General features: G+C 71.1%; 19 protein-coding genes and 1 riboswitch. Of the genes, 10 read left to right on the top strand and 9 right to left on the bottom strand.

Going from position 1 to position 26,048, the window contains the following annotated elements; all coding sequences use genetic code 11:
• Positions 1-4: 4 nt before the first annotated feature.
• Positions 5-2,836 carry a vWA domain-containing protein gene (locus tag AC6EXY_RS04865; protein WP_499816719.1) on the bottom strand — a complete coding sequence of 944 codons (2,832 nt, stop codon included), beginning with the start codon at positions 2,834-2,836 and terminating at the stop codon, positions 5-7.
• Between the two features lie 758 nt (positions 2,837-3,594).
• Between AC6EXY_RS04865 and AC6EXY_RS04870 the strand changes: the two genes are divergently transcribed.
• On the top strand, positions 3,595-5,079 hold the full coding sequence (locus AC6EXY_RS04870) for a DUF2786 domain-containing protein (protein ID WP_499816718.1): 1,485 nt from the start codon (positions 3,595-3,597) through the stop codon (positions 5,077-5,079).
• Positions 5,080-5,098: 19 nt separating this feature from the next.
• On the opposite strand, the gene AC6EXY_RS04875 is transcribed toward AC6EXY_RS04870, so the two are convergent.
• The 4 genes from AC6EXY_RS04875 to AC6EXY_RS04890 all read right to left on the bottom strand — a co-directional run bounded on the left by AC6EXY_RS04875 (position 5,099) and on the right by AC6EXY_RS04890 (position 9,251).
• The gene (locus AC6EXY_RS04875) at positions 5,099-5,656 is read right to left on the bottom strand and encodes a BREX system ATP-binding domain-containing protein (RefSeq protein ID WP_341477274.1); all 558 of its coding nucleotides are present in this window, start codon (positions 5,654-5,656) and stop codon (positions 5,099-5,101) included.
• Entirely contained in the window at positions 5,601-6,050 is a 450-nt protein-coding gene (locus tag AC6EXY_RS04880) for a group II truncated hemoglobin (RefSeq protein ID WP_101834951.1), read from the bottom strand. The genes AC6EXY_RS04875 and AC6EXY_RS04880 overlap by 56 nt, the downstream gene beginning before the upstream one ends.
• Positions 6,051-6,194: 144 nt before the next feature.
• Positions 6,195-7,883 (bottom strand): phosphomethylpyrimidine synthase ThiC, encoded by a 1,689-nt coding sequence (gene thiC / locus AC6EXY_RS04885; RefSeq protein ID WP_101834953.1) that lies wholly within the window; start codon positions 7,881-7,883, stop codon positions 6,195-6,197.
• A gap of 129 nt (positions 7,884-8,012) precedes the next feature.
• The gene (locus tag AC6EXY_RS04890; RefSeq protein WP_207770550.1) at positions 8,013-9,251 is read right to left on the bottom strand and encodes a M20 family metallopeptidase; all 1,239 of its coding nucleotides are present in this window, start codon (positions 9,249-9,251) and stop codon (positions 8,013-8,015) included.
• A gap of 201 nt (positions 9,252-9,452) precedes the next feature.
• Here AC6EXY_RS04890 and AC6EXY_RS04895 point away from each other — a divergent pair, with 201 nt between their 5' ends.
• From AC6EXY_RS04895 to AC6EXY_RS04925, 7 genes are all read left to right on the top strand, one after another.
• Positions 9,453-10,367 (top strand): LysR family transcriptional regulator, encoded by a 915-nt coding sequence (locus tag AC6EXY_RS04895; protein ID WP_101834955.1) that lies wholly within the window; start codon positions 9,453-9,455, stop codon positions 10,365-10,367.
• Positions 10,368-10,493: 126 nt separating this feature from the next.
• Positions 10,494-11,852: a glycosyltransferase family 39 protein gene (locus AC6EXY_RS04900; protein WP_243408029.1), complete on the top strand. Its 1,359-nt coding sequence runs from the start codon at positions 10,494-10,496 to the stop codon at positions 11,850-11,852.
• A 27-nt stretch (positions 11,853-11,879) separates the two neighbouring features.
• The gene (locus AC6EXY_RS04905) at positions 11,880-12,242 is read left to right on the top strand and encodes a PadR family transcriptional regulator (protein WP_207770552.1); all 363 of its coding nucleotides are present in this window, start codon (positions 11,880-11,882) and stop codon (positions 12,240-12,242) included.
• Between the two features lies 1 nt (position 12,243).
• The gene (locus AC6EXY_RS04910; protein ID WP_243408030.1) at positions 12,244-12,825 is read left to right on the top strand and encodes a hypothetical protein; all 582 of its coding nucleotides are present in this window, start codon (positions 12,244-12,246) and stop codon (positions 12,823-12,825) included.
• Between the two features lie 337 nt (positions 12,826-13,162).
• Positions 13,163-15,199, top strand: a complete 2,037-nt coding sequence (locus AC6EXY_RS04915) for a hybrid sensor histidine kinase/response regulator (RefSeq protein ID WP_101834959.1) — start codon at positions 13,163-13,165, stop codon at positions 15,197-15,199.
• 391 nt (positions 15,200-15,590) lie between these two features.
• A riboswitch (cobalamin riboswitch) is annotated at positions 15,591-15,821 on the top strand.
• A gap of 242 nt (positions 15,822-16,063) precedes the next feature.
• On the top strand, positions 16,064-18,514 hold the full coding sequence (locus AC6EXY_RS04920) for a ribonucleoside-diphosphate reductase subunit alpha (RefSeq protein ID WP_101834961.1): 2,451 nt from the start codon (positions 16,064-16,066) through the stop codon (positions 18,512-18,514).
• On the top strand, positions 18,505-19,509 hold the full coding sequence (locus AC6EXY_RS04925; RefSeq protein WP_499816716.1) for a ribonucleotide-diphosphate reductase subunit beta: 1,005 nt from the start codon (positions 18,505-18,507) through the stop codon (positions 19,507-19,509). The genes AC6EXY_RS04920 and AC6EXY_RS04925 overlap by 10 nt, the downstream gene beginning before the upstream one ends.
• A gap of 26 nt (positions 19,510-19,535) precedes the next feature.
• Here AC6EXY_RS04925 and AC6EXY_RS04930 read toward each other — a convergent pair whose 3' ends face one another.
• On the bottom strand, positions 19,536-20,060 hold the full coding sequence (locus AC6EXY_RS04930) for a TetR family transcriptional regulator (RefSeq protein WP_499816715.1): 525 nt from the start codon (positions 20,058-20,060) through the stop codon (positions 19,536-19,538).
• 331 nt (positions 20,061-20,391) lie between these two features.
• On the opposite strand from AC6EXY_RS04930, the gene AC6EXY_RS04935 reads away from it, so the two are divergent.
• Both AC6EXY_RS04935 and AC6EXY_RS04940 read left to right on the top strand, forming a co-directional pair.
• A complete protein-coding gene (locus AC6EXY_RS04935; RefSeq protein ID WP_499816714.1) occupies positions 20,392-21,774 on the top strand; it encodes an alpha/beta hydrolase domain-containing protein in 1,383 nt (460 codons plus the stop codon).
• A 653-nt stretch (positions 21,775-22,427) separates the two neighbouring features.
• The gene (locus tag AC6EXY_RS04940; RefSeq protein WP_499816713.1) at positions 22,428-22,934 is read left to right on the top strand and encodes a SpoIIE family protein phosphatase; all 507 of its coding nucleotides are present in this window, start codon (positions 22,428-22,430) and stop codon (positions 22,932-22,934) included.
• A gap of 133 nt (positions 22,935-23,067) precedes the next feature.
• On the opposite strand, the gene dmpI is transcribed toward AC6EXY_RS04940, so the two are convergent.
• The 3 genes from dmpI to AC6EXY_RS04955 all read right to left on the bottom strand — a co-directional run bounded on the left by dmpI (position 23,068) and on the right by AC6EXY_RS04955 (position 25,607).
• Entirely contained in the window at positions 23,068-23,250 is a 183-nt protein-coding gene (gene dmpI / locus AC6EXY_RS04945; RefSeq protein ID WP_101836068.1) for a 4-oxalocrotonate tautomerase DmpI, read from the bottom strand.
• Positions 23,251-23,374: 124 nt separating this feature from the next.
• The gene (locus tag AC6EXY_RS04950; RefSeq protein WP_499816711.1) at positions 23,375-24,271 is read right to left on the bottom strand and encodes a LysR family transcriptional regulator; all 897 of its coding nucleotides are present in this window, start codon (positions 24,269-24,271) and stop codon (positions 23,375-23,377) included.
• A gap of 280 nt (positions 24,272-24,551) precedes the next feature.
• Positions 24,552-25,607 (bottom strand): YncE family protein, encoded by a 1,056-nt coding sequence (locus AC6EXY_RS04955; RefSeq protein ID WP_101836072.1) that lies wholly within the window; start codon positions 25,605-25,607, stop codon positions 24,552-24,554.
• Between the last annotated feature and the right edge of the window lie 441 nt (positions 25,608-26,048).

Here is a 26,048-nt window from a genome sequence, read left to right on the forward strand (position 1 = left end):
AGGGTCAGAACTGGGTCGTGTTCCAGTCGTCCCCCCAGGTGCCGCCCGGCTGCGCCTGCGCCCCCGGCCGCAGCGTCGGCGCGTCGGACACCGACCCGTAGCCGTCCGCGCCGCCGTCGTATCCGCCGGCTCCGTATCCGCCGGCTCCGTAGCCGCCGCCAGAGCCGTCACCGCCGAAACCGCCGGCGCCGTCGGCCGGGTCGCCACCGGCGCTCGCGGCGAAGGGGTCCGGCGCCGGCTGCCTACCGCCGTTTCCCCGCGCGCCGTGGCCGCCGGCGGCGCCGGCGCCGGCGAAGGGATCGGCACCGGCGTGACCACCACCCCCGGCGTTCCCGCCGCCGAACGGGTCCTGACCGCCGGCCGGTACGGCGAACGGGTCCGGGCCACCCGCGGGCGCGGCGAACGGGTCCTGACCGCCGGTCGGTGCCCCGAACGGGTCCGCGGACCCCGCGCCGAACGGATCGTGCCCGCCGTCCGGTCCCTGGCCGCCGCCACCCGCCCACGGGTCGTCCGAGGCGAGCGGAGCCGGTCCGGCCGGCTGGACCCGCCGGTCCTGCAGCCACAGGGTCGTCCCCGAGGGCAGCGGGATCCGGGTGCCCGCCTGGTCGGTGCGGCTCTCGCCACCCGGGCCGACCACGGTGAGCTGGCCGTGCCGCGCGCGGCGGACGGTGTAGACGTTCGCGGTGTCGCCGGGGTTGGCCAGCGCCAGGCTGAGAGGCAAGCCGGGCTGGTCGTGCAGCACGAACCGGAAGCGGTCGGCCCACCTGCGCGGCGCCGCCACGTCGATGGGCGGCAGATCGCCGCGGGCGGCGTTCGCCTGCAGATCGCAGACGTCGACGCGACGGCGCCAGCGGGCCCGCAGCACCAGCGCGGCGGCGATGCCGAGGAGCACCAGGACCAGGACGAGGACCAGCAGATACAGGTATTTGGCGACGAAGCCGGGCGGCGCCTTGACCGTGAGGTTGAGCTGTTCGTCGTCGAGCGTGACGTCCTGCCCGCCGGCCGACACGTCGAGAACGCGCGCGAGCCCGGACCGCGCCCCGTAGGCCGCGTCGGCCGCGACGGAGATCGTCAGCGCCTGGGTGAAGCCGCTGGCCCCGGCCGGCACGGTGAGGTCGGCAGGCGAGACCGACAGCCCCGGCAGGCCCTCCAGCCGCACCCGCAGCTGCCGGGGGGACGAGCCGGGGTTGTCCGCGCGCAGGGTCGCGGTGATCGTCGCCGGTCGGTGCACGCCGCCGACGGCGGGCACCTGGAGGACCGCGCCGCCGGAACGCCGCCCGGCGATCGGGTAGGACGCCGACTGCAGCGTGCCGCGCAGGCCCTCGCCCTGGACGCTGCCGGTGAGCCGCAGCAGGCCGGACGCGTTCTCCGGTACCTGTACCCGGCCCGAGAAGGTGCCGTCCGCCGCCTTCTGGTCGGCGACGCGACCGTCATCGGCCAGCAGCACCTGCCGGTCGGGAAACCCCTCCCCGGCCAGGAACGCCTGGAAGTTCAGGCCCGTGAGCTGCTTCGGGTCGATCGGCTCGCCCCTGCTGGTCTGCAGCGAGACGTAGACGTTCGCCGCCTGGCCCGGCTTCGGGGAGGAGGGCACGAGCCGGACCACCGAGCTGAGCTGGCCCAGCCAGGTGAGGTCGGCCAGCACGGTGCGGGGCTGGGTGCCGGGCGGCCAGGTGAAGGTCACCTTCCAGTCCCCTGGATACGGCCTGGAGATGAACAGCGACTCGGAGTCCGGGGCGCTCGTGTTCAGGGTGAAGCGCGAGCCGTTCTGCTCGCCGCTGCCCAGTACCCGATTACCTCGCGGATCGGTGTACGTGATCTTGATGTTCGGATCGCGCTTCAGCGCGTTGATGGTGGCACTGGACGCGGTCGGCGGAATGGTCAGCGACAGCGTCACCGGCTTGCCCGGGCCGCCGTCGTCCTGCCGCTGCTGGTAGCCCTGGCAGCTCGCGTTCGCCAGCACCTGGTCGAGCGTCTGGCCGACGTCGGAGGCGGTGTTGGCCCGGTGGTAGACCGGCGCCGCGACCGGCACCCCCTGGCAGAGCGGGTTCACCCCGGCGCCGAACGTGGCGAGCTGGCGCATCCAGTTCTCATCCAGCCCGCTGCCGAAGCCGACCGGCCAGATCTGCGCGCCCAGGGTTCGTGCCCGCGGCGCGACCTGGGTGGCGATCACCTGGCGGGCGGCGACGTTGCGCTGGTCGGCGGTCGCCTGCGGGTCGGCGAGCCTCGCCCCGAAGCGCGACACGTTGTCCACCCGCAGGCCGCCGTCGGTCAGCAGGAAGACCACGTTGAAGAAGGCCGGGTCCCTGTTCGCTTCGAGGATGTCCAGGGCCTTGGTCAGCGCGGCCTCGTGATCGGTGCCGTTGCCTTCCTCGCGGGTGCGGTTGTGCAGCGTGGACAGGCAGGTCCGGAAGTCGGCGCTGGCCACCCGCGCCATCGGACAGGCCTCATCGGTGGCGCCGTGCGGCCGCTGGCTGACCTCGGGGTAGTCGTCGGTACCGAAGCCGACCACGGCGATCTCGGAGGACGGATCGAGCTGCCCGCTGTTGGCGATGAGGCCCGCGGCGTCGGCCTCGTGGCGGACGGACTCCACGCTCTCGCTGTTCGACTCGTCGACGAGCACCACGGCATGGACCTTGGGACGGCCGTCGGCGCCGACTGTGGCGGGACCGCTCCCAGCGGTCGACAGCGCCGCCGGCGTGACCGACGCCGGTGCGTGATCGGGCGTCACGGCGGCGAGGGCCGGCGCGATCGTCGCCGCGACGACCGCGAGCACGGTCGCCGCGACCGACAGGGCTCTGGGAATCCATTCGCCCAGGACAACAGTTCGGTCGGGCATTGTTGTGCGCCTCCCCCAAAGGCTCACGCGGTGCCTGGCGCCACTGGCACCAGGCCGTTCGCGCTCCTCGCCATCCCCGCGGCGTGTTCACCCCGAAAAACGGCCCATCGGCATGGACACCGTGGCATGGCCGTGCGCAATCGCAACATACACCGCACCATGTCCCTGACCTAGTCAGGCCGGGCAGGTATCCGACGCCGGCCCCGCCAACCGCCATTTCAGCGAGGCGATCGACGGGCCACCGGAACGTCGACAACTACAACAGGTAATCAGAACTACGCCGACCAGGCGCAGACCACCACTCCATTTCCAACCCGACGGTTCCCATGACCAGGAATTTCGCGCCATTTTCCTGCTTGCGAACAAGCGATGGGATCGATCACAAAGAGTTACGGGGCATGGGGGGGTGGGGCCAGCCGGCGAGGCGGCTATGGGGTCACGCCTCAGCGCTCCGTCACCTCCTCCATGCCTGCGCGACAGCCGCCTTCTGACCGAAGACGACACGATCTACCGTTACGGACCGCGAGCCGACCGCGCGACCCTGGCGATCGACTGGCCAGAATCACCGGCAATGGCCATCCAGCGGCCAACTGGCGGCTCGCGTGGCCAGCCGGCCTCCGTGGCCGTGGGGACGAGGCTCCCGGGGTGTGGTCGTGGCGCGGGCCGTCGTGGCGGGCCCGGTGCGGACCGTCCCGGCCGGCGTGTGATCGTGGAGACGGCCCTGGGAGGCCGGTCGAACCGACATAGGCGAGGTGGCGATGGGCAGCCGGAACCGTGAGCGACGCAAGGCGAAGCAGAAGGCCCGCGCGGACCGCGTCAGGGAGCAGGGGCGTGCCCAGGCCCAGCGGCACGGCGAGCAGCCCGGTCAGCGCGGTGGGGCCGCTGGGCCCGGTGAATTCGAAGATCATGGCGGGGTCTGGGGCGATGGCCTGGGCTGGGCGAACGGGACTGCCGCGGGTCCGTTTCGCCGCGAGCGCGGCCAGCGGGAGGCTCTCCGGTTCGCCGACCAGCTGGTCGCGACGGGGGTGAAGGCCCGGGCCGACGAGGAGGACGCGGTGCTGGCCGACGTCGTCAGCATCCTCGGCTCCGCGCCGGGCACGGTCGGACGCCGCGTCGTCAATCGGGCCCTGCGCGGCTGGTTCGACCGCGCGATCGAGGGTGCCTGGGCGCGCGGCTGGCAGCCCGTCGACCTGCACCGGATCGTTCGCCGCCAGGCCAGCGGGCGCCACACGCGGCTCGTCGTCGACGCCATCGCCGCGCAGATGCGGCAGTACGCGGCGCCCACCGTCGACGAGCGGTGGGCCGGCCAGCTCGACGCCCTCGACGCCGGCGTGTGGTGGACGGACAACGACGCCTGGCTGGACGGCTGGGGCGAGCGGGAGAGCCGCGACCGGGGGGAGGTCCTGCTCGACGCGCTGGAACTGCTCGCCGTGGTGCACTGCCTGCCGCCGATCGAGACCCTGTGCCCGCCGCCGGGTTCCACGCGACGCGACCCGTCGGGCCCATCCACGGCGCGCTCCGGGGCGGGCACCGGCCACGGCACCGACACGCGCGTGCTCGACCGGGTTCGCGCGCTGCTGGCGAAGGCGGAGTCGACCGGGTTCGTCGAGGAGGCCGAGGCGCTGACCGCCAAGGCGCAGCAGCTCATGGCCCGGCACAGCATCGACGAGGCGCTGCTGGCGGCGCGGGAGGGATCCCGCGATCGGCCGGTGGGTCGCCGCATCGGCGTCGACAGTCCGTATGAGTCACCGAAGGCCGGTCTGCTCGACGTGATCGCCGTCGCGAACCGGTGCCGCGCGGTGTGGTCGAAGAGCCTGGGGTTCGCCACCGTGGTCGGTTTCCGGCCCGACCTCGACGCCGTCGAGCTGCTCTACACCTCTCTGCTGGTCCAGGCGACCACGGCGATGACGGGGGCCGGAAGCCGCCAGGACCGTCACGGACGGTCTCGGACCCGGTCGTTCCGCCAGGCGTTCCTCGCCTCGTTCGCGATCCGCGTCGGCCAGCGCCTGACGGCCGCGGCCGAGCGGGCCGGCGAGCAGGCCGCGGCCGAGGCCAGCGACGACCGGCTGCTGCCCGTGCTCGCCGCCCGCTCCGACGCCGTCCAGGACACCCTCGAGACGATGTTCCCGCAGCTCACCACCCATGCGATCAGCACGTCGTCCGACGCCGAGGGATGGGCGTCCGGCCGGGCCGCCGCCGACCTCGCCACCCTGCACGCACGCGACGAGGTGACGACGACCTGATCCCGCCGGCTTGCCAGGCTCACCTGCCCGCGGAGGACTGGTAACGCGGCGGCGGCGGGCGAACATCGGGGCACGCGTCGAGACCGTGGCCAGGCTGCGTTCGAGCAGTTCGTCGACGGCGGCGGCAAGCCTGTCCGTACTCTCCTCGGACGGCCTTGAACACGGATCCGCCGCCGGCCGCCGTGTCCAGCTCGCGGTCAGGCGCGGGGGTGAAGGTCTCCAGCCCGACCGCGAGCAGGTCGAGCCCAGCGGCCGGTACCGTTCCGCGGCGGAGCGCGTCGATGACCGCGCCGCCCGGGCGGGCGAGGCCCGATCGACCACTTCGGGCTGGCCGTCGACTCGTTGACGACCCTGGAGGCGACCCGGGACCGGCTGCGCGAGCTGGGAGCCGACCTCGGCGAGATCCAGCGTCTCGGCTCCGAGTGGTCTCTGTTCTTCCGCGAACCCGGACGGCATGGAACTGGAGATCTGTTGCCGCGCCTACGAGTGACCGGCGCCGCTCGCTCCCCAGCGCCGACGGGTCAGTGGACCAGGCCCTGGTATCCCCAGCGCGGGGTGGGGCCCGGCCGGCCCAGATCGGTTCCGGCGGGGTCCTGGGAGACCTCCTGGGCGATGGCGGTGCCCCACTCGAAGTAGTCCATGAGCGTCGCGGCCAGCTCCGACCGGTCCGGAAGGACCTCGTCGATCGCTTGTGCCATCAGGTCAAGCCAGCGTCGCCGGTGCTCGTCGCGAATGCCGAGCCCGAGGTGGCTGCGCAGCAGCGCCTGGTGCCCGCCGAGCCGGGCGGAGAAATCCGCTGGCCCGCCGAGGACCTCGGCCAGCCAGACGGCGACGTGATCGAGGTGGGTTGGTGTGAAGTCGGCGAAGACGGGAGCGAGCAGCTCGTCCGCGAGGACGCGGCGGTAGAACGCCGCGGACAGGAGCCGCAGCCCGGCCAGGCCGCCGACGTCGTCGTAGAGCGAGGAACTCACGATTGCCTCCGAGACGCGCTGGGACGTTGGAGTGCTCGGACTCCACGATGCCAGACGATCCTCTCAGCGCTCCCAGCTCTGACGTTTCCTCGCCCGGCCGGTGGGGCCACCGGCCGGGCGTCCCGGGCGCCGCGCCGTCGCGGGTCAGACGTCAGCGAGCGGCAGGTAGATGTGGTTGCCGCCGGAGACGAACTCGGCTGACTTCTCCCGCATCCCCTCCGCCAGCGCCAGCTCGTCCCCGATCCCCCGGACGGCGGCGTACTCCCGCACGTCCCGGGTGATCTTCATCGAGCAGAAGTGCGGGCCGCACATCGAGCAGAAGTGCGCGGACCTGGCCGGGGCCGCCGGCAGGGTCTCATCGTGGTAGGACGCGGCCGTCTCGGGGTCGAGTGAGAGGTGGAACTGGTCGTTCCAGCGGAAGTCGAACCGGGCGTCGGACAGGGCGTCGTCCCAGGCCTGGGCGCCGGGGTGCCCCTTGGCAAGGTCGGCGGCGTGGGCGGCGATCTTGTATGCGATCACGCCGGCCTTCACGTCCTCCCGGTCCGGCAGGCCGAGATGCTCCTTCGGCGTGACGTAGCAGAGCATCGCCGTGCCGAACCACCCGATCATCGCCGCGCCGATGGCCGACGTGATGTGGTCGTAGCCGGGCGCCACGTCGGTGGTCAGCGGGCCAAGCGTGTAGAAGGGCGCGTCGTGGCACAGCTCGCGCTGGAGCTCGACGTTCTCCTTGATCTTGTTCATCGGGACGTGGCCCGGCCCCTCGATCATGACCTGGACGTCGTGCTCCCAGGCGAGGGAGGTCAGCTCGCCCAGGGTCGCCAGTTCCGCCAGCTGGGCCGCGTCGTTGGCGTCGGCGATCGACCCGGGCCGCAGCCCGTCGCCCAGGGAGAACGTCACGTCGTAGGCGCGCAGGATCTCGCAGAGCTCGGCGAAGTGGGTGTAGAGGAAGTTCTCCTCGTGGTGCGCCAGGCACCAGGCGGCCAGGATGGCGCCGCCGCGCGAGACGATGCCGGTCCTGCGTCTCGCGGTCAGCGGGACGTGACGCAGCAGGACGCCGGCGTGGACGGTCATGTAGTCCACGCCCTGCTCGCACTGCTCGATGACGGTGTCCCGGTAGACCTCCCAGGTCAGGTCGACGGCCTTCCCGTCGACCTTCTCCAGTGCCTGGTAGATCGGGACCGTGCCGACCGGGACCGGCGAGTTCCGGATGATCCATTCCCGGGTGCGGTGGATGTCACGGCCGGTGGACAGGTCCATCACCGTGTCGGCGCCCCAGCGGGTGGCCCAGACCATCTTGTCCACCTCCTCCTCGATCGAGGAGGCCACGGCGGAGTTGCCGATGTTGGCGTTGATCTTGACGAGGAACTCCCGGCCGATGATCATCGGCTCGCTCTCGGGATGGTTCCGGTTCACCGGCAGCACGGCCCGCCCAGCGGCGATCTCGGCGCGGACCGTCTCCGCCGGCACACCCTCCCGGACCGCGACGAACTCCATCTCCGGGCTGATCAGACCGCGCCGGGCCAGGCCTAGCTGGGTAGTCGCGCCGCTGACCCCCACACCCCCGCCGGCCGGCCTGGCGCCGGCGCTCCCGCCGGCAGCCCCGGCGTCCCCGGCGTCCCGCTCGGCGATCCAGACTGTCCGCGACCGCGGCAGCCCGACCCGGACGTCGACGGACACGGCGGGGTCGGTACGGGGGCCCGAGGTGTCGTAGAGCACGACGCGGTCCCCGGTGGACAGCGCCACCTCGCGCATCGGCACCCGAATATCCGGCCGTGGCCCCGGAAGATGGATTTTGCGGCTACCCGGCAGTGCTTCGACCTGGGCTGACGACATACCAGCACACGCTCCCTACGCCGGCATTACCCGGACAGGTTCGGCGGTCGGCGGCCCCGCTCGGGCTCGGAATGCCCGGCAGCCGCCCTCTCAGCCCCCTTGGGTGGGAGCTCCCGTGTGCTGGGGACATTACGCTTGTTTCGGCGCCGAAACCCCGGTTTCCCGCACCCGAGCGATCAGATGGGCGAGGAGCTGGGTACGCGGGATCATCTGGGCGACCTCGACGTACTCGGACGCCGTGTGGGCGCCGCCGCCGACCGCACCGAGGCCGTCCAGGGTGGGGCATCCCACGGCCGCGGTGTAGTTGCCGTCGGAGGCACCACCGACGGCGATTCCCCGTAGCGGTCGCTGGCCGAGGTCCGTGGCGATCGCGGCCGCGAGGGCGAACAGGCCGGCGGAGGACTCCGGTTCCATCGGCGGTCGCCGTCCGCCGCCCAGCACCGTCAGCCGGGCTCCGGACGTCCGGGCGGCGAGCGCATGCATGGCATCGTCGATGCGGGCCTGCGTCGAACGAGTCGGTACGCGCACGTCCACCGATATCCTCGCCTGGTCGGGCACGGTGTTGACGGTGCTGCCGGCCGTCAGCAGGGTGGGCGTGATGGTCGGTGGTCCGAGGACGGAGCGGGCGGCGCCGTCGGATTCCATCAATGCCGCGAGATCGGCGATCGCCAGGACCTGGTGAGCGGCCTCGATCGTGGCGTTGACGCCCTTGTGGGGTTCCAGGCCCGCGTGCGCGCCCCTGCCGTGCACCACCACCTCATATCGTGAGGTGCCCTTGCGGGCGGTCTTGAGGGCGCCGCTGACATCCGCGGACGCCTCCAGCACGAAGGCGGCCGCGCAGCCGCGCGCGCTGTGCTCGATCAGTTCCCGTGACGTCGGGGAACCGACCTCCTCGTCCCCGTTCACCAGGACGCACACACCGTCCGGGGACGGCAGAGCGGCGAGCGCGTGAAACATCTGCACCAGACCCGCCTTCATGTCCAGCACCCCGGGCCCCCGGGCGATCCCGTCGGCCACCGACCAGGGATGGGTGTCGAGCGAGCCAGGCGGGAACACCGTGTCGTGGTGCCCCAGCAGCAGGACGCGCGGTGTCCCGAACGTCCACCGCAGATGGTTCACGCCGTCGATCACCATAGTTTCGGGTGGGGCGCCCAGCAGTCTCGTTCCGAGGGCACCGACGACCTCGGCGCTGCGCGCCACGGCGGCATGGTCGGCGGAAAAGGACTCGCAGACGACGAGTTCCCTCAGATCGGCCAGCATCGCCGGCAGTCCCGGCAGTCCCGGCAGTCCCGGTAGTCCCGGCAGTCCCGGCAGTCCCGGCAGTCCCGGCAGTCCCGGCAGTCCCGGCAGTCCCGGCAGTCCCGGCATCGCGAATTCCGCCCGCCCGGTCACCGGCCCCACCCCGTCAGCGTCTGACTTCCGCACAGCACGCGTTTCCCCTTTCCATTCCGGCGACGAAAGGCCACGGCTCCGCCTTCCGCCGGGGCGCCGCAACCGAGGGTGACGTTAGGTGAATGCGAGGTATTCCACCAGCGAGTAGATTGCATCGCAGCCATGCGTGGGAGGAATGTGTTCGACGTCGACGCGCTGAGCCTGCTCGTGACCGTGGCCGACACCGGATCGTTCACCGCAGCGGCGGCCCGGCTCAGTTACACGCAGTCCGCGGTGTCCCGGCGAATCGCCGCACTGGAGCGGCAGGCCGGTGGGCCGCTGTTCGAGCGGCTTCCCCGGGGCGTCCGCCTCACTCCCGCTGGTCAGGCGTTGTACCGGCACGCGGTGGACGTGCTCGACCGGCTGTCACGGGCCCAGCGGGATCTGGCGATGATCCACTCCGGCCACGGCGGTCCGCTGCGCACGGGGGCGTTCGCGACCGCGAACATCTCCCTGGTTCCCGCCGCCCTGCGGACGTTCACGCAGGCCAGGCCGGACGTCGAGGTGACCGCGCTCGAAGGCCGCAGCGAAACGCTGATGCGGCGCCTCGCGCAGGGAGCGCTCGACCTCGCCGTGGTCAGCGACTACCCGTCCGGCCTGCCATCGGCCGACGGTGTCGTCACGACGGCGCTGATGGAGGACGAGCTGCTCGTCGCGTTGCGGCGCGACCATCCGCTGGCTGGAGCCGACACGGTCCGCCTGCGCGACCTGCGCGACGAGGCATGGCTCCAGGACGCCTATGGGGACCGCCCCACGACGCTCGCGGACGCCTGCGCCCGGGCGGGCTTCACCCCGAGAAAGATCATCAGAATCGCGGAGTGGACCGGCAAGTTCGGGTACGCGGCCGCCGGCCTCGGCGTCGCGCTGGTCCCCTCGCTGGCCGCCCGGGCGGTTCCCACCGAGCTCGTCCTGCGCCCCCTCGACGACCAGGCCCTGCGCCGAACCATCTACACCGCGCTGCCCACCACTGCCCTACCGGCAGCGCTGACGTTGCAGAACCTGCTGGCACGGTATGCGGACGCGCCCGCGGTGAACCGCCCCCACCCGCCCTGATGCGATCGGGTGGGGTCTCGACCAGGGCCGACCACCAGCCTGCCGCGTGACGACCCCGGCCGTGGGGGCGGGCGCCGATCACCCGCCGCGCTCCGCGGGGTTCGCCAACCCCTAATGTGCGGACATATGCCGAGCAGGGATCGCAGCGAACGACGTCCGCGCCACCGGCCGGCCGAGGTCATCGTTGACGGCCGGCGGCGCTGGTGGATCGCGATCACGGTGATCGCCGCGGTCGCGCTCGCCGTCCGGCTGGGCTTCCTCTTCGGCTCGCTGTACCCGATGAAGATCGCCGGGGACGCCTACTATTACCACCATGCGGCGAACCTGTTCGTCGACGGGCGAGGCTGGCCCAACCCGTACGTCCTCATCGACAGGGACACGTACCTGCCGGACGCGCAGCACCCGCCGCTGACGAGTCTGCTGCTCGCCATCCCGTCGCTGGTCGGGCTGCGCACCTTCCTCGACCACCAGATCTTCTCGTGCCTGCTCGGCACGCTGTCGGTCGTCGTCGTCGGCCTCGCCGGCCGGCGGATCGCCGGCCCGGCCACCGGCCTGATCGCCGCGGCGATCGCCGCCGTCTACCCGGGCATGTGGCTGAGCGACCCGGTGCTCATGTCGGAGACGCCCGCGATCCTGTCCTGCACGCTGCTCATCCTCGCCAGCTACCGGCTGTGGAACCGCCGGCGTCCGTTGGACGCCGTCTGGGTCGGGGCCGCTCTGGCCGCCGCGATGCTGGCCCGGACCGAGCTGGCGCTGCTCGCACTGGCGCTGGTGACGCCGATCGTGCTCCGGCTGCCCACGCTGACCTGGGCCCACCGGCTGCGGCTGCTCGTGGCGTGCGCCGCGACCAGCGCGCTGCTCATCGCACCCTGGGTCGGCTACAACCTGTCCCGGTTCGACGAACCGGAGTTCATCTCCAGCGGGCTCGGCGTCACCCTGGCCGTCACCCACTGCGACGACACCTACCACGGTCCGCAGCTCGGCTGGTGGTCGCTCGCCTGCGCGAACTCCCTGCGCAACCCGCCGGCGGAGGCCTCCCAGCGCGACAGGTTCTTCCGCGAGGCGGCGTTCCACTACATCGAGAAGAACAGCGACCGGCTGCCGACGGTCGCGGCCGCGCGACTGGGCCGGACCTGGGCGGTCTATCGGCCCTGGCAGCAGGCGCGTTTCGACACGCTCGAGGAACGCCCGGAGACGGTCAGCAGGATCGGATCGGTGTCCCTGTGGTGCCTGGCCGCGTTCGGCATCGGCGGCCTGGTCGTCCTGCGCCGCCGACGGACGCCGGCCCTGCCCCTCCTCGCCACTCCGATCGTGCTCTCCCTGGCATCAATGATGATCTACGGGACGACCCGCTTCCGGGCCGCCGCCGAACCCAGCGTCGTCCTGCTCGCCGCCGTCGGCCTGGGCGCCCTGCTGTCCACGGCTCTCGCCCGTCGACAGAATGCCGCGAGGACGCGGACGGCGACGCGGCAGCTACTTGACTAAGACAGGTAGCTGCCTAAACTAGAGAGCGTGCCTCCCGCCTTCGACCCACAGCTGCTCAAGGGCGTGCTGTCGGTCCTGCTGCTTCGGCTGCTCGCCGAGCGCGAGTCGTACGGCTACCAACTGGTGCAGCGCCTGCGCGACATCGGGCTGACGGACATCGCCGACGGCACCGTCTATCCGGCACTGACGAGGTTGGAGCGCGAAGGCCGCGTCAGCAGCCGGCTCGTACCCTCCCGCTCCGGCCCGGCCCGCAAGTACTACCGCCCCACTCCGGACGGCTACGCCGCGCTCGCCCAGGGCGCCGACAGCTGGAAGACGCTGTCCGACGTCGTCAACCCGGTCCTCGCCCGCTCACTCCCCCCGCATCCCGCCGAACCCTCGGAGGACTGACGTGTCACCGCCCCCAGCACCCGCCTCGGCCACCATCCGACCGCTCGCCGTCTCCGATCGCCTGCGCCTTGAGGTCGCCGTCTGGAGCCTCGACGCCCATCTGGCCGACCTGCCCCGCCGCGCCCGCGTCGCGCACCGCAGGGAGATGCGTACCAACCTGCACGCCGCCGCACGGGATGTCGGGACGGCCGAGGCGCTGCGCCGACTCGGTCCGACCCGTCGGCTCGCGGCGGGCTACCTGGCCGCCGAGTTCGGCGAGTGGCAGCCCCGCCCGGCCTGGCGGACCGCCAGTGCCATCGTGTTGCTCGCCGTCCTGATGATGACCGAGCTGGTGACGGAGGCCCAGAACGCCTTCGCCGACGGCGTGCGCGCGATCGATCCGCATGCCACGGGCACCTTCCACTGGCCCGGCTTCCGGTACCTGATCGACGACACCACCTACACGTTCACCGACGGTCGCTACACGTCGGTCGGCGGCGCCTGGACTCCCCTGTTCTACGCCCTCCTCGCGGCCGCCACGATCGTCGGAGGGCGGCTCTGGCGCCTGCTGCCGGCCTGGCGCCGCCACCACATCGACGACTGACCCGCACCCGCGGTACCGACCTCCCGGGCAGATCCAGGGCGTCCTCCCGCTCACCGTGCCCGAACCCGTCCGCGTGCCTGATGCGGCCGCCCTCACCCAGGGCTCCCACTGACCCCGATCGCGCGTCGACCGTCGCGCTCGCGCCCCGACGCCAGGCCGATCGCCACACCTCCGTGGACCACGCCGACACCGCGGATGGTCTCCGGGCTAACACGTAGCGTGGCACGGTGATCCCGGTCCTTCTCCAGGAGTGTGGCCGCTGGACGCGCTCGACGCCGGGAGCGGCCATGCGGTGTGATCGACCAGCTCCGGCGAAGGGCCTGGCGGGGGAGGCGACATGACGTGGTGGCAGATCAGCGCCGCAGCAAACGCCGTGATCATGGCCGCGTACACGGCGATCTCCGTCGCGATCGGGCGGGCGCTGTGGCGGTCTGGGCAGTGGCGGAAGAACCGGCTGGGGCTCGCCACCACCGCGATCTTCTTCACCTGCGGCGTCCACCACGGCTGGCACACGGTGCACCTGTTGTTGCCGGACCACGCGATGAACGTCCTCACCGGCCATCACATGACCGGTGGCGGTGACATGCCGGGTATGGAGATGGGCGACGAGTCGGATCGCGATCACATCGCGGGCAACCCGATGCGGCTCGCGTTCAACGACCCCAGCACCACGGCCTGGGACATCATCACCGCGGCGGCCGCCGTCTGGTACTGGACGCTGCGGAGCCGTTTCCCGGCGCTGGTTCGCGGAGCCGCCGTGTTCGAGGACCTCAAGCTCCGCCAGGCGGAGGAGCAGACGTTGCGCGAAAGCGAGGAGCGGTACCGCGGCATCGTCGAGACCACCAGCGAGGGGGTGGCCCTGCTCGACCAGGACGGCCGGATCGGGTACGCCAACACGCGGTTGGCCGACCTCGTCGGGCGCGGCGGACCGGAGCTGCCCGAGCTGGATCTCGTGGACCTGGTCGTCGACGAGGACCATTCGAAGATCATCGACGGGCTGACGCGGGCCCGCCGCGACGGGACCCAACGCGTCGAGGTCGGGCTGTGCCATGCCGCGGGGCGACCGGTGTCCGCCCAGGTCGCCCTGACCGCTCGGGTCGGCGCGACCGGTGAGGTCGAGGGATTCCTGGCCATGGTCGCCGACGTCACCGACCAGAAGATCGCCGAAGCCCAGCTGCGCCAGGCGCAGCGTCTCGACGCGGTCGGCCAGCTCGCCGGCGGTGTCGCCCACGACTTCAACAACCTGCTGACCGTGATCGACGGCTACGCGGCGATGCTGCTGGCCCAGACCGACGGACCGGCACGGGCCGACCTGACCGCGATCCGCGGCGCGGCCGACCGGGCCGCCGGGCTGACCCGCCAGCTGCTCGCGTTCTCCCGCAACCAGGCGGCGAAGCCGCGGGCCGTCGATCTCAACGAGCTGGTCGGCGGTCTCGAGGAGATGCTGCGTCGCCTGATCCGCGAGGACGTCGAGCTGGCTGTCCGGACCGGTGCCGCCCCGGCCACGGTCTGGGCCGATCACGTGCAGCTCGAACAGGTGATCGTCAACCTGGTCGTCAACGGCCGGGACGCGATGCCGGACGGCGGCCGGCTCACGATAGCCACCGACCACGTCGACCTCGACGCGCACGAATCCCGCCGCCTCGGCCTCCCATCAGGCGGCCAGGTGGTGCTCACCGTCACCGACACCGGCCATGGCATGCCGCCGGAGGTCCAGGCCCGGGCCTTCGAGCCGTTCTTCACCACCAAGGACCAGGGCAAGGGCACCGGTCTGGGGCTGTCGACCGCCTACGGCATCATCCGGCAGGCCGGCGGCCACATCACCGTCAGCTCGGCGCCCCACGCCGGCAGCACGTTCCGGGTCTACCTGCCGGTGGTCGCCGCGGTCGTCGACCAGCGGCCGGCCGACCCCGGCGCCGAGCGCCTCGCCAACGGCGACGAGACCATTCTGCTGGTCGAGGATGACCCCGCGGTCCGCGAACTGACCGAACGCATTCTCACGGCCGCCGGCTACCGAGTGCTCGCCGCCGCGAACGGCCAGGAGGCACTCGACCTGGCGCGACGCCATCCCACCATCGACCTGCTCCTTACGGACGTCATCATGCCCGGCACGAACGGCCGCCAGCTGGCCGACCGCCTCACAAAGATCATCCCTGACCTTCCCGTCGTATACACCTCGGCGCATACGCATGGCGTTCTCGACGAACGGATCGAGGGCGCCGCCGTCGCCTTCCTCGACAAGCCCTTCACCGCCGCCACACTCACCCGCACCATCCGCGAAACCCTCGGTGCCCACCCACATACCCCGCACGCTATGGGCAGATCCGCCGAGAATCCTCGCCCGGGGCGTACCGTGCCCATTCCGCGGGCGTGAAGGACCGGCCCGCGATGGCGCACCGCGGCGCGCTGGTCGGACAAGGCCTACTTCTACTCCCGCGCCAACGTGCTCTGACAGACCGAACGGCTGCGGCGACGGCCCTCGCCTGATCGCGAGTGTCGGACGCGGCGGTGATGTTCTCGGGCCGATGGCGGCGGTCACGGGTCGGCACCCGCGGCCTGCCCGCCATCCACGAACCCGAGCAGGCCGCCCCGCCGCCACATCGGCCTGACGGCTCCTCCGCGACTCGGCTCGGCTCAGCCCGCATCCCGGTAGCCCAGGAGCCGAGTCGCGAGCCCCGGAGTGCGGACAGCGAGGTGATGCCCTCCGGACGACCGGGGCTCCGACACAACATGTGGGATACTTGCAGGCATGTGAGTCGCATATGTAGGGTGTGCCTCGCACTGGTTCGGCCGCCCCCGCCATGGGCGGCCGTCGTAAGAGGGAATCCGGTGGAAGGCCGGGACTGCCCCGCAGCGGTAAGTGGGCGCGACCACCGTCAGGTGCGCTGGGCGCGAGAAGCGCCTGGGAAACGCGACGGCCAGTAGGTCCGTCGGGCGTAGAGCGATGCCGACGGGAGCCCGCGAGTCCGAAGACCTGCCAGTGTGCCGCGCGTGCCCACGCGCGGCGGTCCGCCGGCCCCGAGGGAGGGTCTGGACACCGTGCCGGAGCTGGTCCGGGCACGGGCACCTCGCCGGTCATCGCCGTGGCCTGGCGTGCTCGCGTGCTGTCAGACGCGCCGCGCCGCCTCGACGTGTCAGGCCGTCTCCGGTGCCCGCGTCTCGGGGTCGCGTCCCGCGCCGGTGTCCTGCTCCGTCGTGCCGCCGGTCCAGCCCACGCACCGGACCCGCGCGAGGAGCGATGTTGACCGTCACCGAGTCGTCCCCGATCGGTACTCAGGCGTTGCGTGTCCGCCGTCGCGACGGCGCGCTCGAACCCGTCGACGTGACCCGGATCATCGCCGCGGTGGCGCGCCGCGCGCAGGACCTGGACCGGGTCGACCCGCGGCGGGTCGCGGCCCGCACCGCCGCCGGGCTGTACGACGGGGTGACGACCGAGGAGGTCGACCGGCTCGCGGTGCGGACCGCCGCCGAGCTGATCGGCACCGAGCCGCAGTACTCGCGGCTCGCCGCCCGCCTGCTCGCCGCCCTGATCGCGGACGAGGTCGGCGGCCAGGGGATCACCTCGTTCAGCGCCGGTGTGGCACGGGGTCACCGGCTCGGCCTCATCGGCGAGTCGACCGCCAGGTTCGTCGCCGCTCACGCCGCCGAGCTGGACGCGCTCGTCGACCCGGCCGCCGACCGGGCCTTCGAGTACTTCGGCATGCGCACCGTGCAGGATCGCTACCTGCTGCGCCACCCGCGGACCCGGCTGCTGGTCGAGACCCCGCAGCACTGGCTGCTGCGCGTCGCCTGCGGGCTGTCCCACGACGTCGCCGAGGCCGGGGAGCTGTACCGGCTGATGGCGTCGCTCGCCTACCTGCCCAGCTCACCGACGCTGTTCAACGCGGGCACCGCGCATCCGCAGATGTCGAGCTGCTTCCTGGTCGACTCGCCGCGCGACGAGCTGGAGTCGATCTACGAGCGGTACGGGCAGGTCGCCCGGCTGTCGAAGTTCTCCGGCGGCATCGGGATCGGCTTCTCCCGGGTCCGCTCGCGCGGCGCGCTGATCCGCGGCACGAACGGCCGGTCCAACGGCATCGTGCCGTGGCTGCGGACCCTCGACGCGTCGGTCGCCGCCGTCAACCAGGGCGGCCGGCGCAAGGGCGCGGCCTGCGTGTACCTGGAGCCCTGGCATCCCGACATCGAGGAGTTCCTCGAGCTGCGCGACAACACCGGCGAGGACGCCCGGCGCACCCACAACCTCAGCCTCGCGCACTGGATCCCCGACGAGTTCATGCGCCGCGTCCACGCCGACGACACCTGGTCGCTGATGGACCCCGACGAGGTCCCCGACCTGACCGACCTGTGGGGCGACGCGTTCGACCGTGCCTACCGGGCCGCGGAGGCCGCCGGGCGCTACGTCCGCCAGCTGCCCGCCCGCGACCTCTACGCCCGGATGATGCGCACCCTCGCGCAGACCGGCAACGGCTGGATGACCTTCAAGGACGCCGCGAACCGGACCGGCAACCAGACCGCCGAGCCCGCCAACGTCATCCACCTGTCGAACCTGTGCACCGAGATCCTCGAGGTCACCAGCGACAGCCAGACCGCCGTCTGCAACCTCGGCTCGGTGAACCTGGCCCGCCACCTGCTGGCGCTGTCGCCCGGCGACGGCGACCCGTCAGCATCGGCGGACCCGATCGCAAACCCGACGGTGGACGCGGCGGGGGATGCGGCGGCGGGACCGCCCACGGACCCCGCGACGCGGATCGACTGGGCGAGGCTGCGCGCCACCGTCCGCACGGCGGTGACGTTCCTCGACCGGGTGATCGACATCACGTACTACCCGACCGGCGAGGCCGCCGCGAGCAACCCCCGCTGGCGGCCGGTCGGCCTCGGCGTCATGGGCCTGCAGGACGTGTTCTTCGCGCTGCGGCTGCCGTTCGACTCCCCCGCCGCCCGGGAGCTGTCCACCAGACTGGCCGAGGAGATCGCGCTCACCGCGCTGGAGCGGTCCGTGGAGCTCGCCCGCGAGCACGGCCGCCATCCGGCGTTCGCCCAGACGCGGGCCGCCCGCGGGGTGCTGCACCCGGACCACTTCGACGTGACGCCGACGCAGCCGGAGCGATGGGCGGCGCTGCGGGCCGCCGTCGCCGTGCACGGCCTGCGCAACAGCCTGCTGCTCGCGATCGCGCCGACCGCCACCATCGCGTCCATCGCCGGCTGCTACGAGTGCATCGAGCCGCAGGTGTCCAACGTGTTCAAACGCGAGACGCTGTCGGGCGAGTTCCTGCAGATCAACACCTACCTCGTCGAGGAGCTGCGCCGCCGCGGGCTGTGGACCGAGCGGGTCCGGGAACGGATCCGGGCGGCGGACGGCTCGGTGCAGGGGCTCGCCGAGCTGCCGGACGACGTCCGTACGGTGTTCCGCACCGCCTGGGAGCTGCCGCAGCGGGCGCTCATCGACCTGGCCGCGGCCCGGATGCCCTACCTCGACCAGAGCCAGTCGCTGAACCTGTTCATGGCCGACCCGAACATCGGCCGGCTGTCATCGATGTACTCCCACGCCTGGTCGGTCGGCCTGAAGACGACCTACTACCTGCGCTCGCGCCCCGCGACCCGCATCCAGCAGGCGACGGTCACCACCGACGCCGCCGCGTCGGTCGCCTGCTCTCTGGAGAACCCGGAGAACTGCGAGGCATGCCAGTGACGCTCCTCGACCCGGGAATGAAGCTGACTCTGCGCCCGATGCGCTACCCCGACTTCTACGACCGGTACCGGGCGGCGATCCGCAACACCTGGACAGTGGAGGAGGTGGACCTGCACGCCGACCTCGCCGACCTGCACCGCCTCAGCCCCGCCGAGCGGCACCTGGTCAACCGGCTCGTCGCCTTCTTCGCCACCGGCGACACGATCGTCGCGAACAACCTGGTGCTGAACCTCTACCGGCACGTCAACGCGCCCGAGGCGCGGCTGTACCTGTCCCGCCAGCTGTTCGAGGAGGCGGTGCACGTCCAGTTCTACCTGACCCTGCTCGACACCTACCTGCCCGACCCGGACGAGCGGGCCGAGGCGTTCGCCGCGGTCGACACCGTCGCGTCGATCCGCGCCAAGGCACGGTTCTGCTTCCGCTGGATCGACTCCCTGGGCGCCCTGGGCCGGCTACGCACCCGCGCGGACCGCCGCGCCTTCCTGCTCAACCTGATCTGCTTCGCCACCTGCGTCGAAGGGCTGTTCTTCTACGGCGCGTTCGCCTATGTCTACTTCCTGCGCTCCCGCGGCCTGCTGCACGGGCTCGCGTCCGGAACCAACTGGGTGTTCCGCGACGAGTCCCAGCACATGGAGTTCGCGCTCGACGTGGTCCGGACCATCCGCGCCGAGGAACCGGACCTCGTCGACGAGGAACTGGAGGCCGCCGTGCGCCGGATGCTCGCCGAAGCGGTCGACGCCGAGACCGTCTTCGCCGAGGATCTCCTCGCCGGCGGCGTCGCCGGGATGACGGTCGCCGACATGCGGACCTACCTGGAACATGTCGCCGACCGTCGGCTGGCGCAGCTCGGATTCACGCCGATGTTCGGCTCCGCGAACCCGTTCCCGTTCCTGGAACTGCAGGACGTGCAGGAACTGTCGAACTTCTTCGAGCGCCGGGTCTCCGCCTACCAGGTCGGAGTCGCCGGCACGGTGTCCTTCAACGAGGACTTCTGACTGCCGCAGCCGGTGGCGTTCGACGCCTATCTTGTCGCGGCGGCGCGTACCCGTTCGATGGACCGGAGCGTGAGGGCGGGGAGGGGATGCCGCAGGTCGCCCTCCAGCCATTTGCTGAGGGCGACGACCAGAACCCCGTTGGCCAACCAGGTGAGGGCCAGCCGGTCGGCTTCGTCGGTGGCGGCGGGGCGGTGCCGAGCGAGTTCGCCGGCTATGACGGCACTATGGGTCTGCATTGCTTCAAGCGGGTAGGTGGCGAGCTCTGTACTCGACGCCGTGATCGCCATTCTGAGGGTGACGTTCTCACGGTCCCGCTGCAGAATCTCGGCGAAGCCGATGAGCGTGGGTTCCAGCGCGCGAAGGGTGAGTTCGCGAGGAGGTCGATCGCGGAGCAGAGTGCGGAGATTCTCGCTCAGAGTCCTGTCGTATTCGAGCAGGATGGATCGCTTCGTGGGGAAGTAACGGAACACGGTCCGCTGTGAGACACCCGCCGCCTCGGCGATCTCGTCCACCGTTGTGCTGTCGAATCCCCGGCTGGTGAACAGTTCCATGGCGGCGGTCTCGATGGCCCTCCGCGTATCCAGAAGCTGACGATCCCGGAGCCGGCCGGGTGGGGAGGACCGGCCCGCGGCGACACCTGCGTGGCCTGGTTCCATGCGTTCACGGTAGCCGATCCGCGATCGCTCATCCTCAGGACGTCGAAGGGTGGTTCCCGCGCCCACGCGACCGGTTCGGACTCTCTGGCATCGGATTAATACTTTCCGTGGCCACGTCGGGCTGCTGTGGTCGGCGGCTCCCGGACTGGTTGACACGACACTCCGCCACCGTGATGCTGGTCACTGTCATGGTGGCAGTTCTGACATCTACGAGAGGGCGCCTCTGATGGCTGCGAGTGCACGTCTGATCGGGCCCGTTCACGGGGGGGCGCATGGCTGGCCCCTCGGCACCACGTTGGTCGATGTGAGCACCTACGGGTACGTGGAGGAGGAGTACTTCCTCGAAGGGGACGCGACCACGTACCGCCTCACCGACAGTGAGTTACGCACTGACGGTCGCTGGACGGCGGAGCCCAGTGGGAGCCTCCCGTTCAGGACACGGATGGTCGTTCGGCGCCCCGTCGACCCGGCGAAGTTCAACGGCACTGTCATCGTCTCGTGGAACAACGTCTCCGCGGGCACGGACGGGTTTCAGCTCGACACGCCGGAGATCTTCGAGGGTGGCTTCGCGGTGGCCGCCGTCTCAACCCAGGTGGTCAGCGTATACGGATTCGACACCGCCTCTCCCCAGGGTCTGGTGAGCTGGGACCCCGAACGTTATGGCTCCCTGTCGATTCCCTCCGACGACGCCTCCTACGGCATCTTCACCGCGGCGGCCCAACTCGTGGGACCGGGCCGCGACCTCGCGGCGAACGACCCGATGGGCGGGCTGGACGTCAGGCGACTGCTCGCGCACGGGGCGTCCCAGTCGGCGGCCCGGCTGCAGAGCTACTTCAACGCGATCCAACCGCTCACGAATCGTTTCGACGGATTCCTGTTCGACGTCCACTTCGGCTGGAGCGCACCCCTCGCGACCGAGCAGGCCGCACGGGAGACCGCTCTCCCGGATGTGGTGCACCGCTTCCAGTCGGTCACGAGACTGCGGGACGATCTGAGGGTTCCGGTGCTGGTGGTCAACTCCGAGACGGAAGCGCCCGCCTTCGCCGAGGCCCGTCAGCCGGATACCGACACCTTCCGCCTGTGGGAGGCGGCCGGAACCTCGCACGCGTCCACCCACACCATTCGGGTGGTCGCCGGAAAGTTCCAGCGGGACTGGGGTGTGAACCTGGCCGCGGTGGCAGGTCTCAACGGGCCATCCCCCAACACCGTGGACCTTCGCCCACTGCGCGATGCGTCTTTCTTCCACATGCAGCGTTGGCTGGCCGAGCGCATCCCACCTCCCGCGCAGCCCCGCATCGAGATCACCGGCGAACCCCCCACGATCGTTCGTGACGCTCATGGCATCGCCCGCGGTGGCATCCGTCTGCCCGCGGTCGCGGTACCGACCGCAAAGGTGACGGGAACCATCGGCTCCGCCAACCTGCTCGAGAACCTGGGCGGTTCCTCCGAACCGTTCTCCGCGGACACCCTGAAAACTCTCTACCCCACCCGCGAGCTGTATCTGGAGAAGGTGGAGAAGGCCGTCTCAGCGGGTGTGGCCGCAGGTTTCATACTCCCCCGCGACGCGACAGCGATGATCCGCGAGGCCGAGTCCACCGCGCCACAGTAAGGCGGGAGCGAGCCCCCGTCCCGCCTCCGGTACGAGGCCGGTCCGGCTCAGGCGAGACGCCGCGAGGTCGGGGCGCCGCTCGGTGTGCTCGGCATCGGCTCTCGTACGGGCGGGGCGTTCGGTGACCGTGACATCGACGGTGTCTCGGCGCTCGCGGCGCGTCGCGGCGAAGCCGATCGCCGGCCTCGACCTGAACACCGGAAAGCCGCTCTGAGGCGAACTCCGACAGGCTCCCCTGAGCGTGGATACACCGCCGCGCCCAGCGAGACAAGGGCCCAGTTGACCGGACGCATTTCCTTCATTTTTGGGCGTTCCTCCAAGCCGACGGACGTCAGTCGGGCGAGCCACCCAGGGCGGAACGGACCTTGGCGGTCGCCCTTTCGGCGGCCCGGGCCACCTTCCGGACGAACGGGTGCTTGGCCTCCCGCCGGCGGGCCGTGGGCGATGACACCCACGAGGACCGCGGCCCGGATGCGGGCGGTCCTTCGACGTGGCGCTCGCCGTGGCCGCGCGCTCGCGCCGACCCGGCTCATCCGAGACAGGGCCGGCCGGGCTCATGCGTGAACATCAGGGCATATGCTGCACTAGTCCGACAATGTGTCACCCGAAATACACAAGAAGCCTGCGGCGGAAAAGTGAAGTTACTCACTCTCATGGTCATCAGGAACTATCCCAAACCATATCAGCATCTGTTCGACCAGTTTCTCGGGATCCCGACGTTCTTGGCGCGCCGTGTTCTTTTCGGGCACCTTCTGGTCTTCGCGGCCAGGCTGCATTCCCTGATCGTAGTTCGTTGCGGAAGGCTTCGCGATATCACGGCGGCCGGAGGTTTGAGGAACTGGGACGCGGCGGGGAGCTCAGCTGCCTCGGGACGGCGTTCGCCCGTCTCCGGGGCACGCAGGCCAGCTGACCGCGTCCTGCTCTACACCGACGGCGTCATCGAAGCGCGCACCCCCGACGGAGAGTTCTTCACCACCGAGCGCCTGGCCGATTTCCTGCGGCGCCAGGACGCCAGCGGCCTACCCGTGCCCGAGACGCTGCGCCGACTGCGACTCGCGGTGCTCGCCCACCAGAGAAGGCAGCTCCAGGACGACGCCACGATCCTTCTCGTGGAATGGCGCAAGGGCAGCGAACAGAACATGCTGCCCCAGATCATCTGATCGACGGCTGTGATGGCGAACCTGTAACATCGGGACATCCCCTACCTGCCAAGGACGCAGGCGCGGGTCGCCCGGACGGGCCTCTCGCGCGCCCGACGGACCGGGCCGGGCCGCCGGGCGCGCTGCCCCGGTCTCAGAGGTCGGCGGTGAGCTTGCCCGCGGCACCCCAGCTGTCCGCAGGCACTTCCTGGATCCAGACCTGGACGGTCTCGGCCGGGATCTGGTACGCGTCGACGAACGCGTCGGTGATGCGTTCCACCAGCTGACGCTTGAGTTCGACGGTGCGCGGGCTCTGCTGCACGGTCACGATCGGCATGAACGCTCTCCAGTCTGGAGGTGGTGAACAGGACGGCACCGGACAAGGCCGCGAGCCTTACCGGCAGCGTCCAGTCCATCTCCGCGCCGACCACGTGCCAAGTCGCACTTGAGCATGACAGCCATCAGGAGTCGTGATGGCTGGCCGCCGCCGCACAGGCGCCGAGCAGCAGGGGCAGCACCTGCGTCGGGACGGCGGCGCGCACCCACAACGCCGTGGTCATTGACAGCGGACGACCACGGACCGGCCGGAAGGAGACCCTGCTGGCACGCAGCTGCCGCGCGTGCGCCGCATACAGCACGGTCCACAGCGGCGCGCCGGAACCGATGGTGGCGAGCGTGTCCTCAAGGGTGCCGGTGAGCGGGCTCGGCACCGGCTGGAACCCGGCGTCGTGGCAGGCCCGGATGACCAGGTCGACCAGGACGGGGTTGCGCCGGCGGGGTACCAGGCCCAGCGGGAGGTGCGCGAGATCCGCGAGCGCGACGTCGCTTCGCCTGCCGAGCTCATGCCGGGCGGGCAGCGCGACGACCAGCGGTTCCTGCCACACGGGGATGGCCCGGTGCGCGGGGCCGGTGGTGGTGCCACGCACGAAGGTCGCGTCGAGCGTGCCGGCCGCGACCCGGTCCAGCCGCTGCTGCGTCGGCTCCCCTACCAGTTCCACCGCGAGGTGAGGGGCGCGGTGCCTGATCTGTTCGAGCACGATCTCCAGACGACCCCCCAGCCCCCTGCTCGTGCCCAGCCGCAGCGTTCCGGTGTACTCGTTGGCGAGCCGGGCGGCGACGGCCAGCGCGCGGTCCTCGGCGGCAAGGACGGCGCGCGCCTCGGGAAGAAGGACCTCACCGGCAGCGGTCAGACGCACATGCCGCGGAGAACGGTCGAACAGTTCGACCCCGAGCTCCCGCTCCAGACGCCGAACCTGCTGGCTGACGGCGGGCTGGCCGATGTTGAGCCGTGCGGCGGCATGTCCGAAGTGCTGTTCCTCCGCCACGGTGACGAAGTACCGCAGCTGACGCAGCTCCACGGGCAGGGACCTCCTCCTGGCCAGCGACGCCGCAGCGCGCCGCAGCGGTCCGGACCCACCAGCGCCGCCAGATTCTCCCCGTACGTTCGGGGCGAACGGGTGTGGTCGAAGTGTTCCACTGTTGGCGGCGCCGCTCTGTCGGCCGGCTGGGGCTGAAAGCAGGTGGGGGTGGAGCCACCCGGGCTCCACCCCCACCTGGTGAGCTCACCTGGCGACAGTTGTCAGCGACAGTTGTCAGCGACAGTTGTCAGCGACAGTTGTCAGGTCGCCGCGTGCATGGTCAGGGCTGGAAGGCGACGTTGCCGGGGAACTCGCCGGCCTGGATCGTCCTGATCACCCGCTGGGTCGGAACGTGGAAGACCCGGATGTTGCCCGGGCCGGGGTGCCACTGGCCGGAAACCGCCCGGGCGGTGGCGTCGACACCGTCGTCGTTGACGGTGTTCGGACCGCCCTCGGTGACGTAGGCGCGCTGGCCGTCGGTGGAGAAGGTCACCGTGAGCGCCATGCCGCTGGTCGGCAGGACCTTGGCGGCGAAGGTGGTCAGGTTGATGACGCCGACGCCGCCGATGCCGAGGGTGACCCAGGCCTGCGTGCCGTCCGGGGTGACGGCGACGTACTCGGGCGCGCTTGTGGCGCCGAAGTCAACGGTGGCCAGGCGGGCCCTGGTGGCGAGGTTCGTGACGGTGACGGTGCCGTCGTAGTTGCCCGAGACCAGCAGTCTGCCGTTCGGAGTGATCGAGATCCACTCGGGCAGGTGCCCGGTGGCGAGCGAGTCCAGCCGGTTTCCCGCGGTGTCGTAGACGACGACGTCGTCGACGCCGGCAACGTACACCTTCTTGCCGTCGGGGCTCACGGTAACGGCGAAGGAGTCCTTCACCGGCCAGGAGCGCACGATGGTGTTGGTCGTGCTGTCGATGACGTAGAGGGTCGTATCCCGGCCCGTCTCGAACAGGCCCTGGTAGCCGGCCTCGTAGAGGTAGCGTCCGTCGGGGCTGGTCGCGCCGAGGACCGGGCCGTTGACGTTGATGGACGCGGTGATCTGCCGGGTGCAGGTATCCATCACCTGGACGGTGCCGGCACCCCAGTTGTCGACGTACACCGACCTGCCGTCGTGGGAGACGTAGCTGTTCGACGAGCCGTCGAACCCGGAGATCGTTCCGCTGATCTTCAGCTGGTTGAGGTCGACGGAGTAGAGGTGGCCGTCGAAACTGGTCGAGTACCCGGTCGCGGGGGGCGGGCACGGGGCCGCCGACGCGGTCCCGGTGAACGGTCCCGTGGCCACGCAGGCCAGGGCTAACGAGGCCGCGGCAAGCAGTCCCTTGTTGATCTTGAGCATCTTCGGTGATCCTCCGATCGTCTGCGCGCGACGGGCGACCTTGGCGGAGCCCTGGTCTCGGGCCGGCTCTGGGGGTCGCCGGTCGCCCGAAGAGCCGTCGGGTAGCTCTCGTGTCCGCGCTGCGTCAGTCGGAAGTGTGTTGAGGATGTCCTATATGGGGCAATAAATTGCTTTTCGACCGACACGCCACCTTCAGGGTGGCTAGCTGGGATATGCGTATCGGGTCGCACGGAAGTCGGGGGAGGTGTCGAGGGGGCCGGGGCGAGCGCGACGTACTGGCGGCTGTCCGTGCCGACCTCGGGACCGGCCTGCTCCCGGCCGTCGCGCCGTCGGAGGGCCGTTTGTCACGGGCGCAAGCGATGGCGTCCTCGGACGGAGCGGAAGTGCTGGCCCGAGGGTGGGGGGTCACGAACGTCGGTTGCGTCACGAATCGTTCGCGTC

It is taken from the genome of Frankia sp. RB5 (assembly GCF_059816245.1).